This is a genomic window from Candidatus Cloacimonadota bacterium (assembly GCA_028706475.1).
Classification (GTDB): domain Bacteria; phylum Cloacimonadota; class Cloacimonadia; order Cloacimonadales; family Cloacimonadaceae; genus UBA5456.
Map to the genome: position 1 here is coordinate 16,655 of JAQWBI010000008.1, position 21,650 is coordinate 38,304.

General features: G+C 47.6%; 15 protein-coding genes. 6 read left to right on the forward strand and 9 right to left on the reverse strand.

Annotated elements, in window-relative coordinates:
- The first annotated feature begins 7 nt into the window (after positions 1-7).
- The 3 genes from truA to mfd all read left to right on the forward strand — a co-directional run bounded on the left by truA (position 8) and on the right by mfd (position 5,501).
- Positions 8-802, forward strand: coding sequence for a tRNA pseudouridine(38-40) synthase TruA (truA, locus tag PHF32_02750; GenBank protein ID MDD4559650.1), 795 nt, complete (start codon positions 8-10; stop codon positions 800-802).
- Entirely contained in the window at positions 799-2,052 is a 1,254-nt protein-coding gene (gene hisS, locus PHF32_02755; GenBank protein ID MDD4559651.1) for a histidine--tRNA ligase, read from the forward strand. Before truA ends, hisS begins: the two co-directional genes overlap by 4 nt.
- A 68-nt stretch (positions 2,053-2,120) precedes the next feature.
- Positions 2,121-5,501: a transcription-repair coupling factor gene (gene mfd, locus PHF32_02760; GenBank protein ID MDD4559652.1), complete on the forward strand. Its 3,381-nt coding sequence runs from the start codon at positions 2,121-2,123 to the stop codon at positions 5,499-5,501.
- 9 nt (positions 5,502-5,510) lie between these two features.
- Here the strand turns inward: mfd and PHF32_02765 are convergent, their stop codons facing one another.
- Complete coding sequence (locus tag PHF32_02765; GenBank protein ID MDD4559653.1) at positions 5,511-6,797, reverse strand: glycosyltransferase; 1,287 nt, start codon at positions 6,795-6,797, stop codon at positions 5,511-5,513.
- The gene (locus PHF32_02770) at positions 6,794-7,924 is read right to left on the reverse strand and encodes a glycosyltransferase (GenBank protein MDD4559654.1); all 1,131 of its coding nucleotides are present in this window, start codon (positions 7,922-7,924) and stop codon (positions 6,794-6,796) included. Before PHF32_02770 ends, PHF32_02765 begins: the two co-directional genes overlap by 4 nt.
- 385 nt (positions 7,925-8,309) lie before the next feature.
- On the opposite strand from PHF32_02770, the gene PHF32_02775 reads away from it, so the two are divergent.
- The 3 genes from PHF32_02775 (at position 8,310) to PHF32_02785 (ending at position 12,556) form a co-directional block, all read left to right on the forward strand.
- Entirely contained in the window at positions 8,310-8,567 is a 258-nt protein-coding gene (locus PHF32_02775; protein ID MDD4559655.1) for an ATP-binding protein, read from the forward strand.
- Between the two features lie 271 nt (positions 8,568-8,838).
- Entirely contained in the window at positions 8,839-10,296 is a 1,458-nt protein-coding gene (locus PHF32_02780) for an FAD binding domain-containing protein (GenBank protein MDD4559656.1), read from the forward strand.
- On the forward strand, positions 10,289-12,556 hold the full coding sequence (locus tag PHF32_02785; GenBank protein MDD4559657.1) for a molybdopterin-dependent oxidoreductase: 2,268 nt from the start codon (positions 10,289-10,291) through the stop codon (positions 12,554-12,556). The genes PHF32_02780 and PHF32_02785 overlap by 8 nt, the downstream gene beginning before the upstream one ends.
- 558 nt (positions 12,557-13,114) lie before the next feature.
- On the opposite strand, the gene PHF32_02790 is transcribed toward PHF32_02785, so the two are convergent.
- From PHF32_02790 to PHF32_02820, 7 genes are all read right to left on the reverse strand, one after another.
- On the reverse strand, positions 13,115-14,368 hold the full coding sequence (locus tag PHF32_02790) for a type II secretion system F family protein (protein MDD4559658.1): 1,254 nt from the start codon (positions 14,366-14,368) through the stop codon (positions 13,115-13,117).
- A gap of 22 nt (positions 14,369-14,390) precedes the next feature.
- The gene (locus PHF32_02795; protein MDD4559659.1) at positions 14,391-16,100 is read right to left on the reverse strand and encodes an ATPase, T2SS/T4P/T4SS family; all 1,710 of its coding nucleotides are present in this window, start codon (positions 16,098-16,100) and stop codon (positions 14,391-14,393) included.
- Positions 16,101-16,240: 140 nt separating this feature from the next.
- Positions 16,241-18,550 (reverse strand): hypothetical protein, encoded by a 2,310-nt coding sequence (locus PHF32_02800; GenBank protein ID MDD4559660.1) that lies wholly within the window; start codon positions 18,548-18,550, stop codon positions 16,241-16,243.
- Positions 18,550-19,938 (reverse strand): secretin and TonB N-terminal domain-containing protein, encoded by a 1,389-nt coding sequence (locus PHF32_02805; GenBank protein ID MDD4559661.1) that lies wholly within the window; start codon positions 19,936-19,938, stop codon positions 18,550-18,552. The genes PHF32_02800 and PHF32_02805 overlap by 1 nt, the downstream gene beginning before the upstream one ends.
- 27 nt (positions 19,939-19,965) lie before the next feature.
- Positions 19,966-20,508 (reverse strand): hypothetical protein, encoded by a 543-nt coding sequence (locus PHF32_02810; protein ID MDD4559662.1) that lies wholly within the window; start codon positions 20,506-20,508, stop codon positions 19,966-19,968.
- Between the two features lies 1 nt (position 20,509).
- A complete protein-coding gene (gene pilO / locus PHF32_02815; protein ID MDD4559663.1) occupies positions 20,510-21,058 on the reverse strand; it encodes a type 4a pilus biogenesis protein PilO in 549 nt (182 codons plus the stop codon).
- A complete protein-coding gene (locus PHF32_02820; protein MDD4559664.1) occupies positions 21,055-21,645 on the reverse strand; it encodes a PilN domain-containing protein in 591 nt (196 codons plus the stop codon). The genes pilO and PHF32_02820 overlap by 4 nt, the downstream gene beginning before the upstream one ends.
- Between the last annotated feature and the right edge of the window lie 5 nt (positions 21,646-21,650).

Genomic DNA, 21,650 nt, shown 5'->3' on the forward strand with positions numbered 1-21,650 from the left:
GGCTAGGATGCGTTATCTCATCAAAATGGCTTATGACGGCAGCTGCTTTATCGGCTGGCAGAAGCAGAAACAAGGACGCAGCATTCAGAGTGTGATGGAAAGAGCTTTGGAGCAATTCAGCGGAAAGCCGGTAGCACTAATCGCAGCGGGGCGTACAGACACCGGAGTGCACGCTTTGGCGCAATATGCTCATTTCGACTATGATGGTAGAATGACTATGGAACAGATGCTGAAAGCCTTTCGCCGCTGGCTTCCTGATGACGTGAAGGTATTACAGATATGGCAGATAAGCGAGGACTTCTCCGCCCGTTATCAGGCCTGCGAACGGCAGTATAAGTATTTGCTCAGTAAAGACCGGGATCCCTTCAATCGCACTTACAGCGGCTTTATCCCGCATCTGAGAATCAGGCTGGAACCCATGCAGGAGGCTGCACAACGCATGCTGGGTTCTCACGACTTCAGCAGCTTTGGCCGCTTGAATCCCGAAGTGCCAAATCACATCTGCGAGATTAAAGAGATCAACATTACCGAGGATAACGATTACTTCACTTTCTTCATCCGCGCCGATCGCTTTCTGCACAATATGGTACGCCGCATTGTGGGAACATTGGCGAACATCTCTCACTTCAGCCTCAGCCCGGATACCATCGACAGGCTATTGGCAGAGCAGTGTCCGCGCCAAAACTTGGTAACCACAGCTCCTGCAGAGGGCTTGTATCTGGTAGGAGTGAAGTATCCCTCAGAACTGCTTGACGGCAGAAGCACCTGTAAATTTGATGACCTTATTAAGAGGAAACGATGATGTATAAAATCCCCCGAGGAACCTTTGATATCCTGCCCTCTGACAGTGCTAAATGGCAATATGTGAAGGATGTGTTTCGTAAGGTAGCCGCTAGCTTTGGTTACAACGAGATCAGCACCCCAATCTTTGAGATGGCGGAACTCTTTGAGCGTAGCTCCGGAGAAAGCTCCGATGTAGTGCAAAAAGAGATGTATCGCTTCAGCGATCAAAAAGGCAGAACCTTTGCACTGCGTCCGGAAGGAACCGCTCCTGTGGTGCGCTCTTTTGTGGAGAATCACATGGATAAAAGCGGGGGGCACAGCAAGCTTTTCTATATGGGTCCCATGTTTCGCTATGATCGCCCGCAAGCGGGACGCTACCGTCAATTCTATCAATATGGCATCGAACTGATCGGGAGCAATCATCCATATTTCGATGCTGAAGTGATTGCCATCGAAATGAACTTCCTGAAAGCACTGGGGCTCAGAGAACCCCGCCTGGAGATCAACAGCGTGGGCTGTGCCAATTGTGCAAAAGTATATGATGAAGCCCTGCAGGAGTATTATCGACCACATCTTGCTGAACTGTGTCCGGATTGTCAAAAGCGATTTGAACAGAAACCTCGCCGCTTGCTGGATTGCAAAGTTCCTTCCTGCAAGGTCTTTCGTAAAGACGCCCCATCGCAATTGGACTATCTGGATCCAGACTGCAGCCAGCACTTTGATCAGGTACGCAACTATCTAGATAAGATGGGCATTGTTTACACAGTGAATCCCGCTATTGTGCGCGGTCTGGATTATTACACAAACACGGCTTTTGAGCTGATTGTGGATTCTCTTGGCGCGCAAAACTCCATAGCTGGCGGGGGACGCTACAACGCATTGATAGGACAGATTGGCGGTAAAGACACCCCTGCCATCGGTTTTGCCGGTGGATTTGAACGCTTGCTTTTAGCTTTGGAAAAGGAAGGCATCGACCTACCGGGCATACCACAGCCCAAGGTGTATGCAGTGGCAATCGGCAATGCTGCGCAGGAGGCAATTTTACCAATACTGCAAGAACTGCGCCAAGCTGGATTTTACGCAGAATACAATCCAGAGAAAAGCTCTTTTAAGGCTCAAATGAAAGCCGCGGACAATTCCAGCGCGGAATACGCCATCATTTTGGGCGAAGATGAATTGACAAAGGGATTGCTGATCCTGAAAAACCTTAAAAACTCCGCTCAGGAAAGCCTTAGCCTGTCCGAAGTGATGAGGAAACTGAGCTTGTAGATTCAGCTCTCACAGAAAAGCTATAGGGACCAGAAGCTCCCGCTGTTATTATATTAAGGATTACGTAAATGCTCTACACCAAGATCGCACCATATCTGGAACAATCCCCCTTCTTTCAGAACTTGTTACCTCTAAAAACAGACAGCCAGATCTATCATCTCAGTCAAAGCGCCCGCACCTTGGTAGCCTCGTACATCTGGGCCAAAACTGGGAAAAACATCATACTGGTATCCCAGGACGACATCATAGCAGAAGACCTGTGGGACGATTTGGTGAGTATGGTGGGCAAGGACAACGCTTTCTATCTGCCGGATTATGAGATTCTGCCCTACGAAGAGCGTTCCCCTCACTACTCTATCCGTGCTACCCGCATGATCACCCTTATGAACAACATTAGTTCTTCCATCCCTGCTATCTACAGCCTCTCGATCCGTTCTTTCCTGCGTCTGATCCCCTCCCGCACAAGCCTATCCCGCCATATCTTCAAGCTCCAGAAAGGTGACAGCATAAATCCCGATGAACTGCTATTGCGCTTACAAAACATGGGTTATGAGATAGAGTATCAGGTGTCCACGGTATATACAGCCGCCAAGCGCGGCGGCATTCTGGATCTCTTCTCACCGCCCGCACTGCATCCCGTCCGCATCGAGTTCTGGGGTGATGAGATCATGTCTATCAGGAGCTTTTCCGCCAATACACAGCGCTCCATCTCCCAAGACTTATCCGAGATCACCGTTATTCCCGCCCGCGAACTATCTCTGGATGATGTGGATTCCGGTTCTGTGATCATCGCCAAGATCCGGGAAAAGGGCTTCTTTGAGGGCATTGAAAACTATTATAGCCTGCTCACGAAGGATCTATGCCCCTTTGCAGACTATTTCGAGGCCGACCAGCGCATCTTCCTCTTCAGCAATTTCAGTTATATAACCGAAGAGATTGGAGCTTTGACAGAGCAAACCCACAATCAATACCGCAAGGAGCTGAAACAAGGCAGCAAGGGAAAGATACCTAAAGTGAAAGACCTTATCCTTAGTGAAGAAGCCTTTTACAAGTGCAAAAGCCAAAGCGAAAGCCTCTACCTGTCTCAAAGCGAATTTATCCTGCCCGGTATCAAGGAGAACATCCGCGCTCCCTTCAGTGGACAACCCGCTTTTGAAGGAGATCTGGGCTTGCTATCCGAATCTCTAATCAAAAAAAGTCAACAGGGCTGGCAGCACTATCTGCTCTTCGACAACCCCTCTCAGGAAAAGCGCATGCGCCAGATGCTCGACGTGAATGTGCACTACCACAGCCACATCGGTGTGCTACATGAAGGCTTTGAACTGGAAGATACTAAACTGGGAGTCTTCACCGATCACGAGATATTCAACCGGTATAGACGCAAACGCTATGCTCCGCGCTTCGCTCCCGGCGAAACCATCATTGATTATGAGAACCTGAAACCGGGCGACTATGTGGTTCATGTAGATCATGGAATCGGAATATTTGAAGGCCTGAAGATAATCAAACTGGACGGCCAGGAAGTGGAGTGCCTGGTATTGCGATATGCGAACGACGACAGGGTATATGTGCCCACTTTCCAGCTATCTCTAGTGAGCAAATACGTAGCCGAAGAAGGCTCTGCCCCCGCCTTGAACAAACTGGGCGGTGCCAAATGGCAGCACACAAAGCACAAAGCAACACAGCAAATAGAGCTGATCGCCGCCGATCTGGTGCGCCTCTATGCCGAACGCAGCAGCCGTCCCGGATTGGCACACGCTCAAGATTCCGCATGGCAGAAAGAGCTGGAGGAATCCTTCATCTACGAAGATACTCCCGATCAAGCCAGAGCCGGCCGCGAGATCAAAGACGACATGGAACTACCCTCTCCCATGGAGCGCTTGCTCTGCGGTGACGTTGGTTTTGGCAAGACTGAAGTGGCTATTCGCGCAGCATTCAAGGCGGTGAACAGCGGATATCAGGTTGCAGTATTGGCCCCCACAACTCTTTTAACCGAGCAGCACTACCGGGTATTCAAAGAACGCTTAGCCCAGTATCCCGTCCGCATCGCCATGCTTTCCCGCTTTCGCAGCAAGGCCATGATCACTAGAGACGTACAAGATATCGCATCCGGTAGAGTGGACATCGCCATCGGCACTCACCGCTTACTCTCCAAAGACATCAAGTTCCCAAAATTGGGTCTGCTAATCATAGATGAAGAGCATCGCTTCGGAGTGCGTCACAAAGACCGCTTACGCCGCATCCAGAGCAATGTAGACACCCTTTATATGAGCGCCACTCCCATCCCCCGAACCCTGAATATGGCCCTGGCAAAGCTAAAGGAAATCTCTTTGATGCAGACTTCTCCCAAAGAGCGCTTGCCCATCCGTACCATCATCACGCCTCGGGATATGGAAGTGATTAAAGATGCCATCCGCCGCGAAGTAGACCGCGGAGGCCAGGTTTTCTTTGTTCACAACCGCGTGCAGACCATTGAGACGGTAGCCACAGAACTGCGCCGGGAAATGCCAGATATCAGCTTCATGGTAGGTCATGCGCAGATGTCTGAGCATCACTTGGAAGAGGTCATGAAAGCCTTTGTGGATCGCGAATTCCAGGTGCTGATCTCCACTACGATCATTGAAAACGGCATCGATATCCCCAATGCAAACACCATTCTGATCGACCGTGCCGATACTTTCGGATTGGCTCAGATCTACCAAATGCGCGGCAGAGTGGGACGCAGCAATCGTCGCGCTTATGCCTATCTTTTGATTCCCAAAGGTACCACTGAGGTCGCCCGTCAACGACTGGAAGCCCTTACCCAATACGACTTTCTTGGTGCTGGATTTCAAGTGGCACTGCGTGATCTGGAACTGCGGGGAGCTGGAACGATATTGGGTACCAAACAGAGCGGCATCATCCAAGCCATCGGTTTCAATTATTACAACCGCCTCTTGGGACGCGCTATTGAATGTGTAGAAAATGGTGACACATCGGCACTGTATGCCGAAGACAATCCTTCCACCAGACAAAGCATCAAAACCGAAGTAGACCTCTATTTCCCTCCCGCATACATCGACGACGATCAGGAGCGACTGAGAACCTATCGTCGCTTGAGTCAACTGAATAGCATGGCAGACATCGAAGACTTTGCCGAAGAGCTAAGAGACCGCTTTGGTGAGCTGCCCGAAAACGCCCGTTGGCTCTTGCTGTATTTCAAAGTAGATCTGTTGGCAAAGCAGTTGAAACTGAAGAATTGCATGGTGAGACACGGCATCATGACGATTGAGTATGACTCTGCCAACACTCCCCCCAAAGCGGAGATTCTGCGCTTCAGTTCCCGGATAAGCGAGCCGCTGCGCTTCGATGCGGCACACAGTCTGAAGATCATCATAGAACTCGATAAAGAATTGGATAATCTGGCGCAATTTGGACGAGCTGTGGAGATATTGGAACTGGGGACTTAGCAGCTTCAGCTATACCTTTTGTGTAGTTGTGACCAAGTCCTGCAAGTGCTGATACAGAACTCTCAACTGTGCTCCCCGCTCATATTTGGCCAATGCGGATGCCGGCTGAAGCTCTGCCACTGGAGCGTCAAAGAGTCGATTGAGACATTCCTTGATGCCCGACACCGATTCCATGGGGCAAAGCGTAGTAATGCCGCATTCCTGCAGTAACTGAGCCGCTTCGCCGTTTTGAGGCACCATTGCCAGGATAGGGCGTGCCAAACGCAGATATTCAAAAACTTTTGAGGTAAGGGTGCCCTTGGGACTGCTGCTGTTGATCACCAGGATCAGGGCATCCGCTTCCTGCATGGTTCTCAACGCCTCTTTGTGACTAAGCTGCGGCATCACCTGTATCCTTTCGCTGATCCCGCTATGTTCTATTTCGTCATACACTTCCCGGTTGAAATTGCCAGACAACAGGATGCGGAGATTCTGCGGAACCAGTTCTTCCCGTTCCAGCTCCAGAATTGCTTGATACAAGTGCTTCAGACTACGGCGGGCATAGATATTTCCGAAGTAACAGAGGCTATAATGTGAACTGGATGGCCGGCCTGCTGCCAAACCATCAAAATCTCTTTCATCATGACCGTTATACAATACAAAGCTGCGTTTAATCAGGTCCGGATCAAATGCCGCCGCCAAATCGTCTCTGATTCCGCATGTGGCGCAGACCACAAAATCCGCCCGTTTCAGGATGCGCTGTTCCCAAGCCCGGGATAGCTTACGTTTGAACGCATTGCCCATCAGATCATAATCCGAGAGCAGAGTCCAGTAATCCCGATAGTCCACCACCAGGCGCAAATGAAATTCTTCTGCCAGTTTATATGCTCCAATAGCCGATGAAAAAGGGCCGCAGGATACATAGATGAGTTCATAATCCTGCTTTTGCAATAGCTTGCGTCCGGTTCGCAGTAGATGCGGCAACCAGCCGATTTTGTCGTCGATGGGAGCCATTTGCCTGATCATCAGTTTTAACCGTTCGGGACTGCGTTTATAGACCATCTGTGAGGCTGCTCTGTTCTTTCCGAAAGCTTTGCGCAGCAGTGCCATGGGATCCCAGGAAGGTACATGTACCAAATGACGCTCTCCGCAACCGGTTACCAGAGACGGATCGTTGTAGGCGTATTCGATGTCTTCCACCGTAAGTACAGTAATCTCTGCTCCGGCTTCGCTGAAGTATTTGACGGTCTTGAGGTTACGCAAAGCTGCTGGTCCCCCCAAGGGCGGATAAAAATAGCTGATATAGAGAATCTTCATCCTAACTTGTCCAACAGATTGTAGAGAGCAGGCTCCAAAGACTCCCAATTGAAACGTGATTCCGAGATTTCTATGCAACGCTTACTCATCGCCTGATACTCCTCCTCCGGCATCTTGAGCATTTTAGCGATGGCGGTTGTAATATCGTGCGAACGGTAGCTGCAGAGTATTCCCAACTTATTGTAGTCGATCAAGCTCTTCATCAGCGGGGTTTTGATGCTGATCACAGGTAAACCTGCGGCAAAGTATTCCAGTACCTTCAATGGAGTGGCCAGACTCATCCGCTTCAGCCTGGGATTGAAGAGCCACAAGCCAAAACGGGATCGCTTCAGCAGCAGTCCGATCTTCTCTGCCGGAATCCATTCCTGATAGTATATAATCGCATTCAGATTGTAGTTATTTATATAATCGTGAAACTCTGCTTCAATGGCAGAATCGTGAAACTTGCCCAAGATCAGGATCTTGATGCGCGGAAAATCTGCTTTTAGCAATGTGGCGCACTTCAAAATCTTGAAGATCCCCCTATCTTTGGTGAGTCCTCCTACATAAATAAGATCGAACTTCATCTCACACAGCTGTGCCAAAGCACCAGGGACATCACATTGATAATCCCACACATTTGCCACCGGATAATTTGGCAAGACCAGGAGATTATCCGCCCGGGGATTGGCAGGGAATAGCTGCGTCAATATCTCTTGATTGACCGCCCACACAGCATCAGTCCTGTGCGCCAGAAAACGCAGAGCAGCCAGATAGATTGCTTTCACCAAAGGGCGCAGGATCAAAGCGGATCGCTCGGCGTGGGCATCCGCAAAGAATTCATGACAATCGAACACAACGCGGCTGCCGAATTTGCGCCTGAGCGCTAGCCCAACCAATATGGTAAGGGGTTCCACGCATACCACAAGATCAGGTTTGTATAGCTTTGTTTCCCGATAAATCTGGGATAGGGCTTTGTATGGAGAATTGGCATCCACCACCACTTGATAAGGATTGATGCTGCTATTTACCATCCCGTTAGTGGAGATTATATGCACTTCTCCCCTTTTACTGAGACTCTGGCCCAGTTTGTAGTAGATTCGTACATCATTGCTGGGATGTGAGTTTGTTATTATGCAACATCTCATCTGTATCACCTTTTATCCCAGATTGCCCCGCTAATGAATATGTCAAGCAGAATCGTCTGCAAGCCTGCCAGAATCCTGTGTGCTGCTTATCTCTCCCCCTCTCTGTACTCCAATGCTGAAGCTGATATAGAGGGGATGAATAGCACGCAGAACAGATTATAGCAACATCATGGATCGGATATGCATGGAGTTTGGGCAGTTGTTGGATACAGACCGGTGTGTGATCTTCTTCCTAAGCTCGAACAGCATGGTTTTAAACAACGAACATGAGTGGTGCCGGGAAGGCATCATTCCTCATAAAGAGGATCTTCAGGGTATACCCTGTTCATTTTGCCAGAATGTGATGGAAGCTTTCTAAAAGGATGTCACCATCTCGATCAATGACTTGAGTACAAAGGCTGAAGAATGGCGCTCTGATCTCTGGGTATCTGATACCGGACTGGGGATACCTGAAGACATCGCAAACGATATTTATGGGCAATTCTACCAAGTGGAAGACGCTTCCATACGCAAATACGAGGGTATTGGCATCGGCTTGACAATCAGCCATAGACTTTCGGAAATCCTGGGAGGCAGGTTGTACATGGATTCCAACCCCGGCTCCGGCAGTACATTCTATTTTGAATTGCCTTTGCGTATGTAAACTTACAGGTATCCAAGACTCCCAGTAAGGAGAAGCTTTGGATGTAGCCATAAATCTCCCTGGTGGATTTTACAGAGTGCTATCGAAGCCTGTAAGCAAAGAGAAATTGTTTGCCGCAATCCGTAGCCTTATGTAGCAAGATCCGGTATCCGGTTTCCCATTATCTGCCTTTTATATAGGAATCGAGGATAAGCTACCTATACCAACAGTCTCACAGAAAAAGCTTTACAAAAATAGCAGATACACCATTATTCCGCAGAGAGGTAAAATTATGGATCAAATGCTAAATAGCGGTGATAATTATCGATTCACTAGAATCGTATATTACCTGAACGGAAATAGGCAAAGCACGCTTTTATCACCTGGCCTTAGCACCCTGGAAATGCTGCATAAAATCCTTCATATGTACGGAACAAAGTGCAGCTGCAATGAAGGCGATTGCGGAGCTTGCACGGTGGTGATATCTTACCAAGGAGAAGGGTCAATCGTGTATGAGGCTATCAATTCATGCTTGTATCCTGCGGCAAAACTACACGGCAAACATTTGATCACTATAGAAGGCTTGGGATCCCCCGAAGATCTGCATCCCATTCAAAGTGCCCTATTGGAGCATCACGGCACACAATGCGGTTATTGCACACCCGGTTTTGTAATGAGCCTTTTTGCCTTGTTGGCATCGATCCCGCACCCCAACGAAGAGAACATAATGGCCGCTCTGGAGGGGAACCTATGCCGTTGTACCGGTTATCAATCCATCCTGGATGCAGCCAGGGAACTAAGCAAGAAGTTCGATCCTGCATCGATAGTTCCTGCCTGGTGCCGCGAGCTGGAAACCAAGCTCTTTACTTTCGAGGAAAAGCTTTCAACGTGTCCACAAAGATCCGGCTCAGTGTATAAAATCGAAGAGTATATCTTTGCCAATACTTGCCAGGAACTGTGCCAGCTCTTGCACGATCGTCCCGAAGCCGCACTGATAGCCGGAGGTACCGATCTGATGGTGCAGGTAAACATAGCACGACGTCACTTTAAAACACTGATCGATCTTGGCAACATCTCCGAACTGAAAAACATCCAATTAAAGCATGATGGCATTCATATCGGAGCAACAGTAAGCTATAGCCAAATCATGGATTCCAGCATCATCAAGACTAATCTGCCGGAACTGGTGATTATCTGCCGCTTGATAGCCGGCAAACAAATCCGGAATTCCGGTACTTTAGCAGGTAATATCGCAAACGCATCACCAATCGGAGATAGCTTGCCCCTTCTCCTGGTTTGTGATGCACATCTGAAACTAACCTCTCTGGAAGCTGAACGCGAGATAGCATTGCGTGATTTCTTCATCTCTTATCGCAAAACAGCTCTGCAAGCTGGGGAATTCATCAAAGAGATTATCATCAAGATACCCCCTCGGGATTCTTTTATCAAGAGTTTCAAGACTACAAAACGTAAATCCGTGGACATCGCTGCAGTATCCTCCGCCATTCGCATCGACAAGCAGCCTGAAGCTTGCGCAATACTGGCTTTGGGAGGCGTGGCTGCCACACCGGTTATCAGCAGGTCTTTTACAGATCTATGGACTACAATGATCAAGAAAGATTGGCAAGTTTTGGCTAAGAAGACGGCAGAGGAGTTTGTTCCCATCTCCGATGTGCGAGGTAGTGCAGAATATCGTAAACAGATGATTAGCAACCACATCCTGCAATATGGGGAGGTTTATGATGACTAGATTGCCCTGGCACATAAACGGCAAATTACACGTGAGCGGACGCTCTCGCTTCATAGGTGATGAAGCCGCTTTACAAGGCATGCTGCACGCCAAATTCTTCTTTTCCCCTATTGCTCATGCGCGCCTTATATCGCTGGATACATCTGCTGCCAAAGCATTTCCGGGAGTTCATGCGGTGCTAAGTGCCAAAGATATCCCCGGGGCGAATATGATCGGCCACGTGATTAAAGATGAGCCACTGTTTCCCGATAACGAGATCATGTATCTATATCAACCTCTGGCAATGGTTTTGGCCGAGGATGAGAGCATTGCGGAAGCAGCCGCGTCGTTGATCATTGCAGGATATGAGGAGTTGGAGCCCATCCTGGATATTGAGACAGCGGAAGCCCGCAAGGAATGGTATATACCGGAACGCACAATCGAGAGCGGGGATGTGCATACGGCATTATCACAGAGTGAGTACTGCCTTTCAGGCTGCAGCTACAGCGGCGGTCAGGAACACTTTTACATGGAGAGCCAGCGTGTGCGCGCTGTTCCCACCGATCACGAGCTTATCCACCTGTTCTGTGCCACGCAAAGCACAATGGAGGTTCAGGAAGTAGTCTCGGTAGTCCTGGGTATTCCCGCCCATCGCATAGTTGTAGAGGTACCGCGATTAGGAGGCGCTTTCGGTGGGAAGGAGCGTGGAGCCACGATCTGGGCAACCATGGCAGCTCTGGGTGCATATCTTACCGGAAAACCGGTGCAGGTGCTACTGACCAGAGATGAAGATATGCACGCCACAGGCAAACGGCATCCATTCAAAAGCAATTGGCAGGTGGGCTTTGACGCCAGCGGTAGAATACAGGCCTGGGATGTGGAATTGATGTGCAATGGAGGAGCCTATGCGGATCTGTCCATAGCAATCCTGGAACGTGCCATGTTTCACGCTGAAAACATCTATCATATACCCAATACCCGCATTCGGGGAAGGGCTTGCCGCACCAATCTACCACCAAATACTGCTTTTCGTGGCTTTGGCGGTCCGCAAGGCATCTTTGTCATAGAAACTGTAATCGAAGAAATCGCTGCCAAGCTTGGCAAAGATCCTCTGGAAATCAGGAAATTGAACGCCTATAGGAATAACGACAAGACAGCCTACGGTCAAACCATCAACGAGGCAAGCGCAGGAAACATCCTGGATATGCTTGCAGACAGATCCATGTATCGAGAAATACGGCAGCAAATAGAACTTTTCAATGCAGAGAACCGTTTGTTGAAGCAGGGATTGGGCATAATGCCGGTCAAATTTGGCATATCCTTCACCACGGCTTTCTTGAATCAAGGATCGGCATTGATCTGGATATATATCGATGGTAGCGTATCTGTCTCCACTGGCGGCGTTGAGATGGGACAAGAGCTGAATTCCAAAGTAGCAATGGTGGTGGCACGAGTGTTGGGCTTACCTTTCGAGCAAATACGGGTAGAATCATCCCACAGTCAAAGAACTGGAAATGCATCGCCCACAGCAGCGTCCACCGGCAGCGACATCAATGGGAATGCCGCTCGCATCGCCGCTGAAAGACTAATAAGTAATCTATACCCCATCGCTATAGCAATCCTGAAAGAACGATATAATATAGAGCCTCAGGAGCTTGTCTTTAGAGATGGAATGATATATGCCCAGGAAAACGAAGAGTGGGCAATCACATTCAAGGAAATGGTACAGCGAGCACATCTGGAAAGGGTATCGCTGGGTTCCTACGGGTATTATGCTACTCCGAATCTATACTTTGACCGCGACATGGGTAAGGGACAGCCCTTTCATTATTATGTTTATGGTGCGGCAATCGCCAGAGTGGAGCTAAATACTCTTTCCGGCGAGCATCGTCTATTGAGTACGCATATAATACACGAATGCGGACAGAGCCTGCATCCTGAAATAGACAAAGGGCAGGTGATGGGTGCATTTATCCAGGGTATGGGCTGGTGTACAATGGAGGAATTGGTAGTAGATGACAAAGGGCAATATCTGAGCGGGAATCCCAGTACATACAAGATACCCGGGATCAGGGATCTACCGGAAACCATTGACGTGCAATTGATCCCCAGCCAATCCAAAGAAGCCAGTGTGTTCGGATCTAAGGCTGTGGGCGAACCTCCCTTAATCTATGGCATGGCCGTGTTCTTCGCCTTGAAAAACGCCATCAGAGCCTGTAAACCAAAGGCGGATCTATGCTTCCCCGCAACTCCTGAGGCTATCATCAAGGCCTTAAACTGATACTGCACATGCTGATTTAGGACAGGTGTCTGACTCTTCAGCTTAGCATTGACCCTGTTTTTGCCGATTGAGAAGGTTCATTCTTGTGTCCTGCCAAGCTTGGTGTGGCAATCTCCGAATTACCACAGCGACCGAAGAGAGCTTTTGAATCATTCTTCTCTTTCCCTTTGTTCTATGCAGTGTTGAAGCTGATATCAAGCCGTTATCATCCTGTGTTCACTCGATGATCACCCGATAATATCAGGTTCAAGTATCGATAAACCAGAGGAGGAATGAAGCTGTTGAACCGTTTGGTAGAAGTATCAATGTGCTGGAGTAACAAACCACCTATGCTATCTATCACTGTTAAAATAAGTTAAGGAGTGGTTTATTACTTCAGACAATTCATAATTACCACCCCTGCTATTGAAGTCCATTCGACCGTATAACATACAGGCAGACAATAATATACATAAGGTAAAATGTTCTCCAATCTTTTTATCCGAGTTATACTATTTAGCAGCATTCAAACTAAAAAACCCCGGAATCACCCGGGGTTAATGTATTGGATTTTTGGTATTAATTGTAGCCTTGAGATATTGCTTCACCCAGATCGAAGATGGGCAGGTAGATCACGATAATGATGGTTCCCACCACGAGAGCCATCATAACAATCAACAGCGGCTCGATCAGAGAGGTTAGACGATCAATAACGCTATCAACCAGCTTCTCGTAGAACTGGGCTGCTTTACTGAGCAATTTATCCATATCCCCGGTTTCTTCACCGGTGGACAACATTTGTAGCAGCGTGGGAGGGAATTCTCCGGTTTTACGGAATGCATTGGCTACACCATAGCCTTCTTTAATCAGCACTCTGGCTCTACGTACGGCTCCTTCTACCACTGCGTTTTGAACTACGTTTTCGGTAAGCTCCATGGTGTCCATAATGGGAACACCGGCAGCCATCAGAATGCTGAATGTGCGGGAAAACTTACTCATGATGGAGTTTGTGATCACACCTCCGACTACCGGAATACGCAGTTTAATAGTATCCATGACATATCTTCCGCGATCGGTTAGATAGACCAGGAATAGCGCTATAATAGCCAGGATGAAGAACAGAATAGCCATGAATAAATGGCTCACGATGAAGTCACTAATATTGATGGCAATAACGGTTGGTGTGGGTAGTCCGGCACCGAAATCAGCGTAAACTTCAGCAAACATAGGAATAATAAAGTAGAACATACCCCAGATCACACCGATAAGGAAGATAAGAATGAATACTGGATATGCCATGGCACTGGTAACTTTGCGTTTGGTATCCTCAATCTTTTCCAGGTAATCTGAGAGCTCATCCAACACAGTGTGCAAAGTACCCGAAGCTTCACCGGCTTGAACCAGAGCTACATATAACGGGTTAAACACACCGGGGTGCTGTTCCATAGCCTCAGAAAGCGAATATCCCTTGCGGATATCGTCTCCGATCTTACGCAAGACTTTGGCGAACTTTTTGTTTTTTTCCTCTTTTTCCAAGTCTGTGATAGCCTTTTCGATGGTGAGACCAGCAGAGAACATGGTCGAAAGCTGACGAGTGAAGAACACGAGGACTTTGAGAGTAACGCCCGTGCGGATCTTGTAGATAGCAAGCATGACTTTGTCAAAGAGCGAAAGCTTACCTTTAAACGCTCCTTCTGCTGCTGCTTTCACGGAGATGATGGTGGAGCCTTCTTTGGCTAGTTTATCCACCGCCATATCCAGAGTATCAGCTTTTATCATGCCTTCTACTCGGGCACCTTTGGCGTCCTTTACTATGTAGGCAAAATTTGGCATATGAGTTTACCTTCTATTTATCTTATTCTACTATTGTCATCTTGATGACTTCGCGGATGGTAGTGATACCACGTTTCATTTTGGATACAGCTGCATCGTGCAAGGTGCGCATTCCTGAATTGAGAGCGGATGCCCGGATGAGATCCTGATTGCCACCTTCATAAATGAGCCTGCGGATTTCTTTGTCCACAGTGAGCAATTCAAAGATACCGGTACGTCCGGAAAAACCGGTGTTATCGCAGTGAACGCAGCCTTCACCCAGCTTGAAATGAGCTTCTTTTACGTCTTGTTCGGTAAGACCAGCGTCGATGATTTCCTGCTCTGTGGGTTTATAATCTGTTATGCAATACGGGCAGATCTTACGTACCAAACGTTGAGCCATCACCAAGGATAAAGAGGAACCCACCAAATATGGTTTAATGCCGATGTCGATGAGACGGGTAACTGTGGAGGGAGCGTCGTTAGCGTGCAAAGTTGAGAACACAAGGTGACCGGTAAGTGAGAACTTGATAGCGATGTCCGCTGTTTCTTCGTCACGGATTTCACCGATCAGAACGATGTCGGGGTCCTGACGCAGAACGGAGCGCAGTGCGGAACCGAAGGTAAGTCCGATCTGTTCTTTGGTTTCGATCTGAGTAATACCTTCCAAGCGGTATTCTACTGGGTCTTCCACGGTAATAATATTGGTTTCGGGATCTTGAATCTCCTTCAAGGCAGCGTGCAATGAGGTGGATTTACCGCTTCCGGTGGGGCCTGAAACGATGATGATACCATAAGGACGACGGATAATCCTGTCAAAGATCACCATGTCTTCTGGTTCAAAGCCCAAAGTACTGAGCTTGAAACCAAAGTCACCCTTATCCAATAGACGCATCACCACTTTCTCACCCAAGACTGTGGGAGTGATGGATACGCGGACGTCCACGCTCTTCAGGGATGTTTTTAGGGAGATATGGCCATCTTGCGGCAAGCGCCGTTCGGCTATATTAAGTTTACTCATTACTTTCACCAAAGAAATCAAACCTGGGTGCATGCCAATAGGTGGAGTCATCACTTCACGTAGAGCGCCGTCGATACGATAGCGTACGCGGGTATGCTTGATCAATGGTTCGATGTGAATATCGGTGGTATTTGCTTTGATACCTTCGTTTATAATCAGGTTCAAAAGCTTTACGACCGGGGCATCGGCATTGCTGGATGCGGAGGCGATAGAAATCTCATTTTCTTCTTCGTCCACTGCTACGAAGTCAAAATCGCCTACTGCATCTTCCACTTGGCTGGTGGTGCGGATGCTCTTGTAATACTTCTCTATGGTGTCGTGCAACATGGTGTCGCCGATGAGTTCTGGCTTTATGTTCTTGCCGATGAGCTTTTTCAAGCTGTCCAGTACAGTAAGGTTTTCAGGATCGGCCAAAGCTACCACAACGCCATCACCTTCTTCGCGCAGGGCAATTACTCTGTTTTCCAGAGAATAAGGTTCCGGTATCAGGGATACTACTTTCAGATCCAGATCCATCAGTTCACTTTCTTTTACAATGTTGTAACCCAGCTGCATGTGCAGTGCGTTAAGCAGCTGTTTTTCTGAAATATAGCCGAGCTTGATGAGCGTATCTCCAAGCTTGAGGCCAAAATTGGTTTGCTTTATTAAAGCCTCTTTGAGCTTTTCTTCGCTTACATAACCTTCGTGAAGCAGTACTTCACCCAGCCTGGCAAATTGGGGGTTGAAACTCATTTTTTTTATCCTTATATCGTTTTATTTCTCAAAAAATACTGGTGGCCTCGGCCGAACTTCTTCTCTATAGTATCTCCTGTCTTGTTTAAATTCGCCCGGGGGAGACAAGCTCCCCCAGACGCTATACTTAGCTTAATTGTTTAGAAGGGAGGTGCATTCCAGAATGTCCAGACTACAACCTCAGCTGATTGAGGCTCCAGAGTTGTTTCCAGCAAACGCACGTAAACTGTTAACAAACTCTGTTCGGGGCTCATGGTTGGATCCGCAGGATCCGGATGTTCCGCCTCAAATGTTTTTATTCTGGTAACAGAGTATCCACTAGTAGTAAACAAGTATTGTGGAGTAGCCGGATTGAGACACCAATCTATAAAATTGGGATCATTTGGTCCGGGAGACGGATTCGTGATGTTTACCTGTCCTTTATCTGATGTTACCAAAAGATGACTATCTGAAATCGGTATTCCTTGACCATCCAACAGCCATATCATAACATTGGCGGTTTTGAATGCAGGAGTGGTAGAAGTACCAGCATTACCAAAGTTCAAGACCTGGGGATCGGTATATACGAACAGCTCAGGATCTTTGAGAGGCAGTTGGAACACGCCAGAATCTCCGATAACGGAAGACATCGCGTCTCCGCTGGATGCCACAATTCTGACATACTTGTTGGTTTGAGATCCGTGATATGTAACCGTGGTGTAAGCCATTCCCTGTAAGGAGTCTCCTTCAATACTAAGGTTGCCAACCGTGCCAAGGGCTTCAATCTGAGCATGCACACTGTCTGCAGGGTTGCCGTATTCGTCACAACTGATAATGCTAAACCAAACAGCTGTATTCAATGCTACAGGATTGTTGTGTTTATCTCTCACATTAGCTCCGGCAACCACTCTCCACATACCTGCATCCATGGATACGGGTCTGTTGTAACCGGCCATGAGCGTGGAAATTGTTTCTGGTGCACCGGCATGGATGATCACATTGGGTTTGTTTGCGGTAATCGTTTGTCCGGCATCATTTGTGCATTCTGCCTGAATTCTCAATACACCAGAACCAGTACCGGCATTCACCGAGATCTGAGCTTCACCGCCATTGGAGGTTACTGTTACCCAATCGTTAGCCGGGAGATGACCATTCAGGTTTGCTCCGGTAGGGATGCTTTGGTTCATGATTCTGAAGCGTACGTCGAAGGGTCTGTCAACCAAGTTATAGTTGATGTCTCTCAGTTTAACTCTAAGAATGGCAGAAGACACACCACCAGTTTCAGCCACATTCAACTCAATGGCATCTTCCTGAGTAAAGTCCATGGATTGAACATCATCTGAGGAGATGGTAAAGATGATCTGTGTATTCAGGGTATCGTTGTTTGCAAAAGCTTTGATAGTAGCAGCGCCGGCGAGTAAACCGGGAGTGAAGCGCACAGAGGCTACTCCGGAAGCGTCGGTAGTGCTTGAGGCGTTTTGCGCAGTATTGGCGAAAGTGCCCAAATCTGTAGTAAACCGTACAATCTGTTCAGGGCATTCATTGGTGTGCACATCTTTCAGAGTGGCCTTAATCATTATTTCGCTGGAGCTTCCCACTTCACTGGTCTGAGCGGGCAATCCATCTACATAGCTCTTCAGTTCGATCGCACTGGGGGTATCCGGCCGAATGGAAACAAGAGCCACAGATTCAACTCCGCTGATCTGTGCTTTTACTTGACCCAATTCACCGTTGGGGCCAATGTTCGATTTTGTGCCAGCGTTGTATTTCACGGTCGATCTGCCGTTCACTGTCTTTACCACAGTATCCATGCCCAGATCAGTTCCATCCGATGCTGCAAAGTAGCCTTGGGTACAGCTAAAGGTTACCAGCGAATTGTCCGGTAGGGATGATCCGTCTGCGTACAGGGGTTTGGCAGTCAAAGGAATCTCTTGCATTACTTTCATATCCAACGGAACACCAGTAACGACAGGTGTATTGTTGGCTTCAAGTTTGATGATATCAATTACAGGTGCCTCATCAATAAGAACCTTGATGGAAGTAGTATCGGCAGAGACTATGGAGTCTTCAATAGAATCGTGGTAATTGCGTACGATGGCTGTGATGGTAGCCAAACCTGTTGTGCCGGTATCCCAGAAACTGGTTTTGGCTACACCGGTACTATCGGTATGCGGATCAGTGATGATGCTGCCAATATCACACTTAAAGTTCACTACTTGATTGCGTACACCAAAGCCTTCACCATCCTTTACCGTAACAGCTATGGTGGAGAAGGTAACTCCGTTATCTGCATAGATGATATTCGGACTGGCTGTAATGTTGGTAATGATGCGCAAATCTGACGTATCTGGGGGTATAGGAGGTGCGGGTAAGATAGGAGGTGGGTTGCGCTTATCGCAAGAAGCTGAAAAGCTTACCAGGATAATGGCAATCAGTGTTAAAATAGGTATTAAGGAATGAAGCCTCTTCATTATTCCTCCTCACTCTCATATTCGATTAGAGTACGAGTGAGTCTTTCATCAACTATGGGTTCAGGGCTTTCCTCACTCATAGAGACTAATCTGGGAGTAATTTCCATGATCAAATCGGTGTTCTCCACCAGCTCATAGCGGTGCTGGAACAAACGGCCAATAAATGGAATGTCACCCAATAAAGGAACTTTATTTGTTTTTTGTGTAATTGTGGAGTTCAACAGACCGCCAACGATGATTTTATGCTCGTTGGGAACGGTAACAGTAGAAGCTACGCGACGTACTTTGGTACGGGGAACGTATCCGCCTACGAGCTCGGTAATGGAAGATACTTCGGGAGCAATCTTGGCAGTGATATTGCCGTCTTTATTCACTGTGGGAGTAACGGCCAGCATAATGCCCACTTCTTCGCGTTCTACTTGTACTTGTTTTTCATTGTCCATGACTACGAAAGGAATCACTTCGCCAATGTGCAGTACGGCTTCTTCACCGTTAAGAGCTGTCACACGAGTGTCGGTAAGAAGCTTTGCGGCGTTGTTTTCCAACAACCAATCGATGGTGATATCGAAGGCTGTAAGTTGACGGCTGAAGTGACCGATGTCATCAAAACCATTGATCTTCTGGAAATACTGGGTTTCCGGTAACATTTCAAATTCCAGCAGATCGCCATGAGGTAGATAACCAGTATCATCTGTGTAGTTGAAAGGAAGGCCTTGTCCGTCTGCACCGATAGGATCTTCAGCAATGATGGTGGTAAGGTGATTCAAGCGGCTCCAGTCTATACCCACTTGCTTTGCATTGCTGAGGTTGATCTCAATGAGGCGTACCCGAATCTCAATCTGGTCTTGAGCTATATCCATCCCTTCTACGAGAGTGCGAATCTGCTCAAAAGTCTCTTGGTTGGCATATACCATTATAGCGTTCTGACCTTCTACTGGAACGATCTTGCCACCGGCTTCTTGCAGAGAAGCTGCCACTTTGTTGGCATCCAGATTGTTCAGATACAGAACATTGCTACGTTCACCGACTTCTTCCATGATATTTTGTTTGGGACCTACCACAAAAGTGTTTCCGGCTATGATCCGATAGGAAAGGCCGGTGGTTCTGGCTACTAAAGAAACCGCAGTCTCAATGGGAACCTCTTTGATATTTATAGTAACGCGTTTCTCGTTTTCTTTGTCGGTACCACCAGTCTGCTCTTCGGCAAGAACGATGTTTGTTCCGGAAAGACGAGACAGGGCATTCAAAACGGATGACAGAGTAGCGTCATCGGCATTGAATGTAACTTTTCTGGTCAATGGATTCTCCTGAGCAACAAGCGCTGAAAATGCGAAGAGTAGCACCAGGATCAGGCACAGATATTGCTTAGTTGCAAGCATGTGTTTCATATTTACTCCCACTATTATAATATTTTTTTACCAATTACCGTTGTACTGGACCCCGGATGTAGCAGGGTTATCCAGATCAATAACTGGACGAGGCATTAGATTTGCTGTATAGGTATTTCCGCCCATAGTGTAGCGGATGCTCTTTTCATTTATCTCGATAATCTTACGGCCAGCCACGATCTCTCCAATGCGGGCTTCATGCAGGGCGTCCTGGTACTCGATGTAGGCAATCTTGTTCCCCAATTCATCCAGTGCGGTTGTTGCCAGACGGAAGGTGTTTCGGATCATCTCTTGCATTTCTCTGGCGCGATCGGCTTTATCCTTAATGATGTTGCCTTGACGCAGGGGATCGGTACCGGATTTGAAGACGAAGTTCTTACGGTCCTGAATGGAGTTTTCAATCGAGCGGATTCTGGCCATCAGAGTATCTGACACGGATTCACGGCTATACACCGAAGTATCCGGAATATCTGAAACCTTATTATCGATGATTACCAATCTGATTATCAGGAAGCCTAGAAGGATCACGATAAGCGCGATGGCAAAGTCTTTTACAAATCTTGTCTGCATCTTATACCTCCTTCTTCACTTTAAATACCGAGATCTCAAGCAATACCCGATAGCGAGATTCCGCATTAGCCATGATTTCTTCATCGCTGCTTTGAATGGGGCTGATATCCAGATTCTGGATCTTGATGATGAAATCTTGAGATTCCAAATCGGAGATAAACTGGCCGATCTGGCGGTATGTGGCTTCCAATTCCATATTGAAAGTAATCTCGATGAGGTTTGGTAAAGACCATTTACTGGTATCGGAAAGCTTTGTGATGGAGATCTGACGTTCGTGAGCCATCTGACCAATACCGGTTTTAAAGGCGTTGATTTCGTCGAAACTAAACTTATTTTCTTTACTGAGACTGTTGTCGATAATCATGGCAAACTGACTAAGCTCCTGGTCCATGATGCGTGCACTGTTCAGTTTTTCCTGAGAAGACTTGATCTGGCTGTCCAGATTCTGGACTTGGGCGATGTTTTTGTTCAGGGTTTCAGAACTGAGCATCACAAAAGCTACCGTAAGGCCGAGTATTATCACTATGAGGATCAAATAATGTTCTCTCATTTCAAACCTCCTGCGGCGCTTGCTGTGTAGCATTCAATCACAAACTCGAAGATTGTGGTATCACGCACTATTTGTTTCAACACCTGTCCGCTCTTGATTTCCGGAAAATCGTTGGAAATCTCGGGATTGGCTTTTAAGCGTTGGATAAACTCATTGATCAAGTCGAACTCTTTTACTTTGGAATCGACCTCAGTAATGCCATTAATGGTAAGGATACCATTGGCATAGCTGAATCTTCGAATTGCCAGTTTCTCATCCACTTCCTGACCCAGAGCCACCATTTTTTTGGCCCAGAAGATACGGTTGTTGAAGGTCTGTGCCAAGCGATCAACATCGTTTGAAGACAGGTAATCGCTGCTGGTCTGGTAGCTTTTCAGTTCGGCTTGAATCTCAGCAAGGTAAGCACGGCGGGCTTCCACCTTGGTCTTCACATTACCGATAATATAGAACCAAGCAACCAGTGTCAAAATGAATCCAATGGCAAACACTATGCAAGCATTGCGGAAAGTTCTGGTTTCGCGTTCTTGCTCCAAGCGCTGTTCGCCATATTTATTCAGGTTTATTTTGAAGTAGAAATCGTATGTCATCGCTC

Bases quoted from the DNA above. Each gene is read 5' to 3' on its own strand.
- PHF32_02795 (MDD4559659.1), bottom strand. From the start codon at position 16,100: ATGAGTTTCAACCCCCAATTTGCCAGGCTGGGTGAAGTACTGCTTCAC.
- PHF32_02800 (MDD4559660.1), bottom strand. From the start codon at position 18,550: ATGAAGAGGCTTCATTCCTTAATACCTATTTTAACACTGATTGCCATT.
- PHF32_02785 (MDD4559657.1), top strand. From the start codon at position 10,289: ATGACTAGATTGCCCTGGCACATAAACGGCAAATTACACGTGAGCGGA.
- PHF32_02790 (MDD4559658.1), bottom strand. From the start codon at position 14,368: ATGCCAAATTTTGCCTACATAGTAAAGGACGCCAAAGGTGCCCGAGTA.
- PHF32_02820 (MDD4559664.1), bottom strand. From the start codon at position 21,645: ATGACATACGATTTCTACTTCAAAATAAACCTGAATAAATATGGCGAA.
- PHF32_02810 (MDD4559662.1), bottom strand. From the start codon at position 20,508: ATGCAGACAAGATTTGTAAAAGACTTTGCCATCGCGCTTATCGTGATC.
- mfd (MDD4559652.1), top strand. From the start codon at position 2,121: ATGCTCTACACCAAGATCGCACCATATCTGGAACAATCCCCCTTCTTT.
- pilO (MDD4559663.1), bottom strand. From the start codon at position 21,058: ATGAGAGAACATTATTTGATCCTCATAGTGATAATACTCGGCCTTACG.
- PHF32_02765 (MDD4559653.1), bottom strand. From the start codon at position 6,797: ATGAAGATTCTCTATATCAGCTATTTTTATCCGCCCTTGGGGGGACCA.
- PHF32_02805 (MDD4559661.1), bottom strand. From the start codon at position 19,938: ATGAAACACATGCTTGCAACTAAGCAATATCTGTGCCTGATCCTGGTG.
- PHF32_02770 (MDD4559654.1), bottom strand. From the start codon at position 7,924: ATGAGATGTTGCATAATAACAAACTCACATCCCAGCAATGATGTACGA.
- truA (MDD4559650.1), top strand. From the start codon at position 8: ATGCGTTATCTCATCAAAATGGCTTATGACGGCAGCTGCTTTATCGGC.
- hisS (MDD4559651.1), top strand. From the start codon at position 799: ATGATGTATAAAATCCCCCGAGGAACCTTTGATATCCTGCCCTCTGAC.
- PHF32_02780 (MDD4559656.1), top strand. From the start codon at position 8,839: ATGGATCAAATGCTAAATAGCGGTGATAATTATCGATTCACTAGAATC.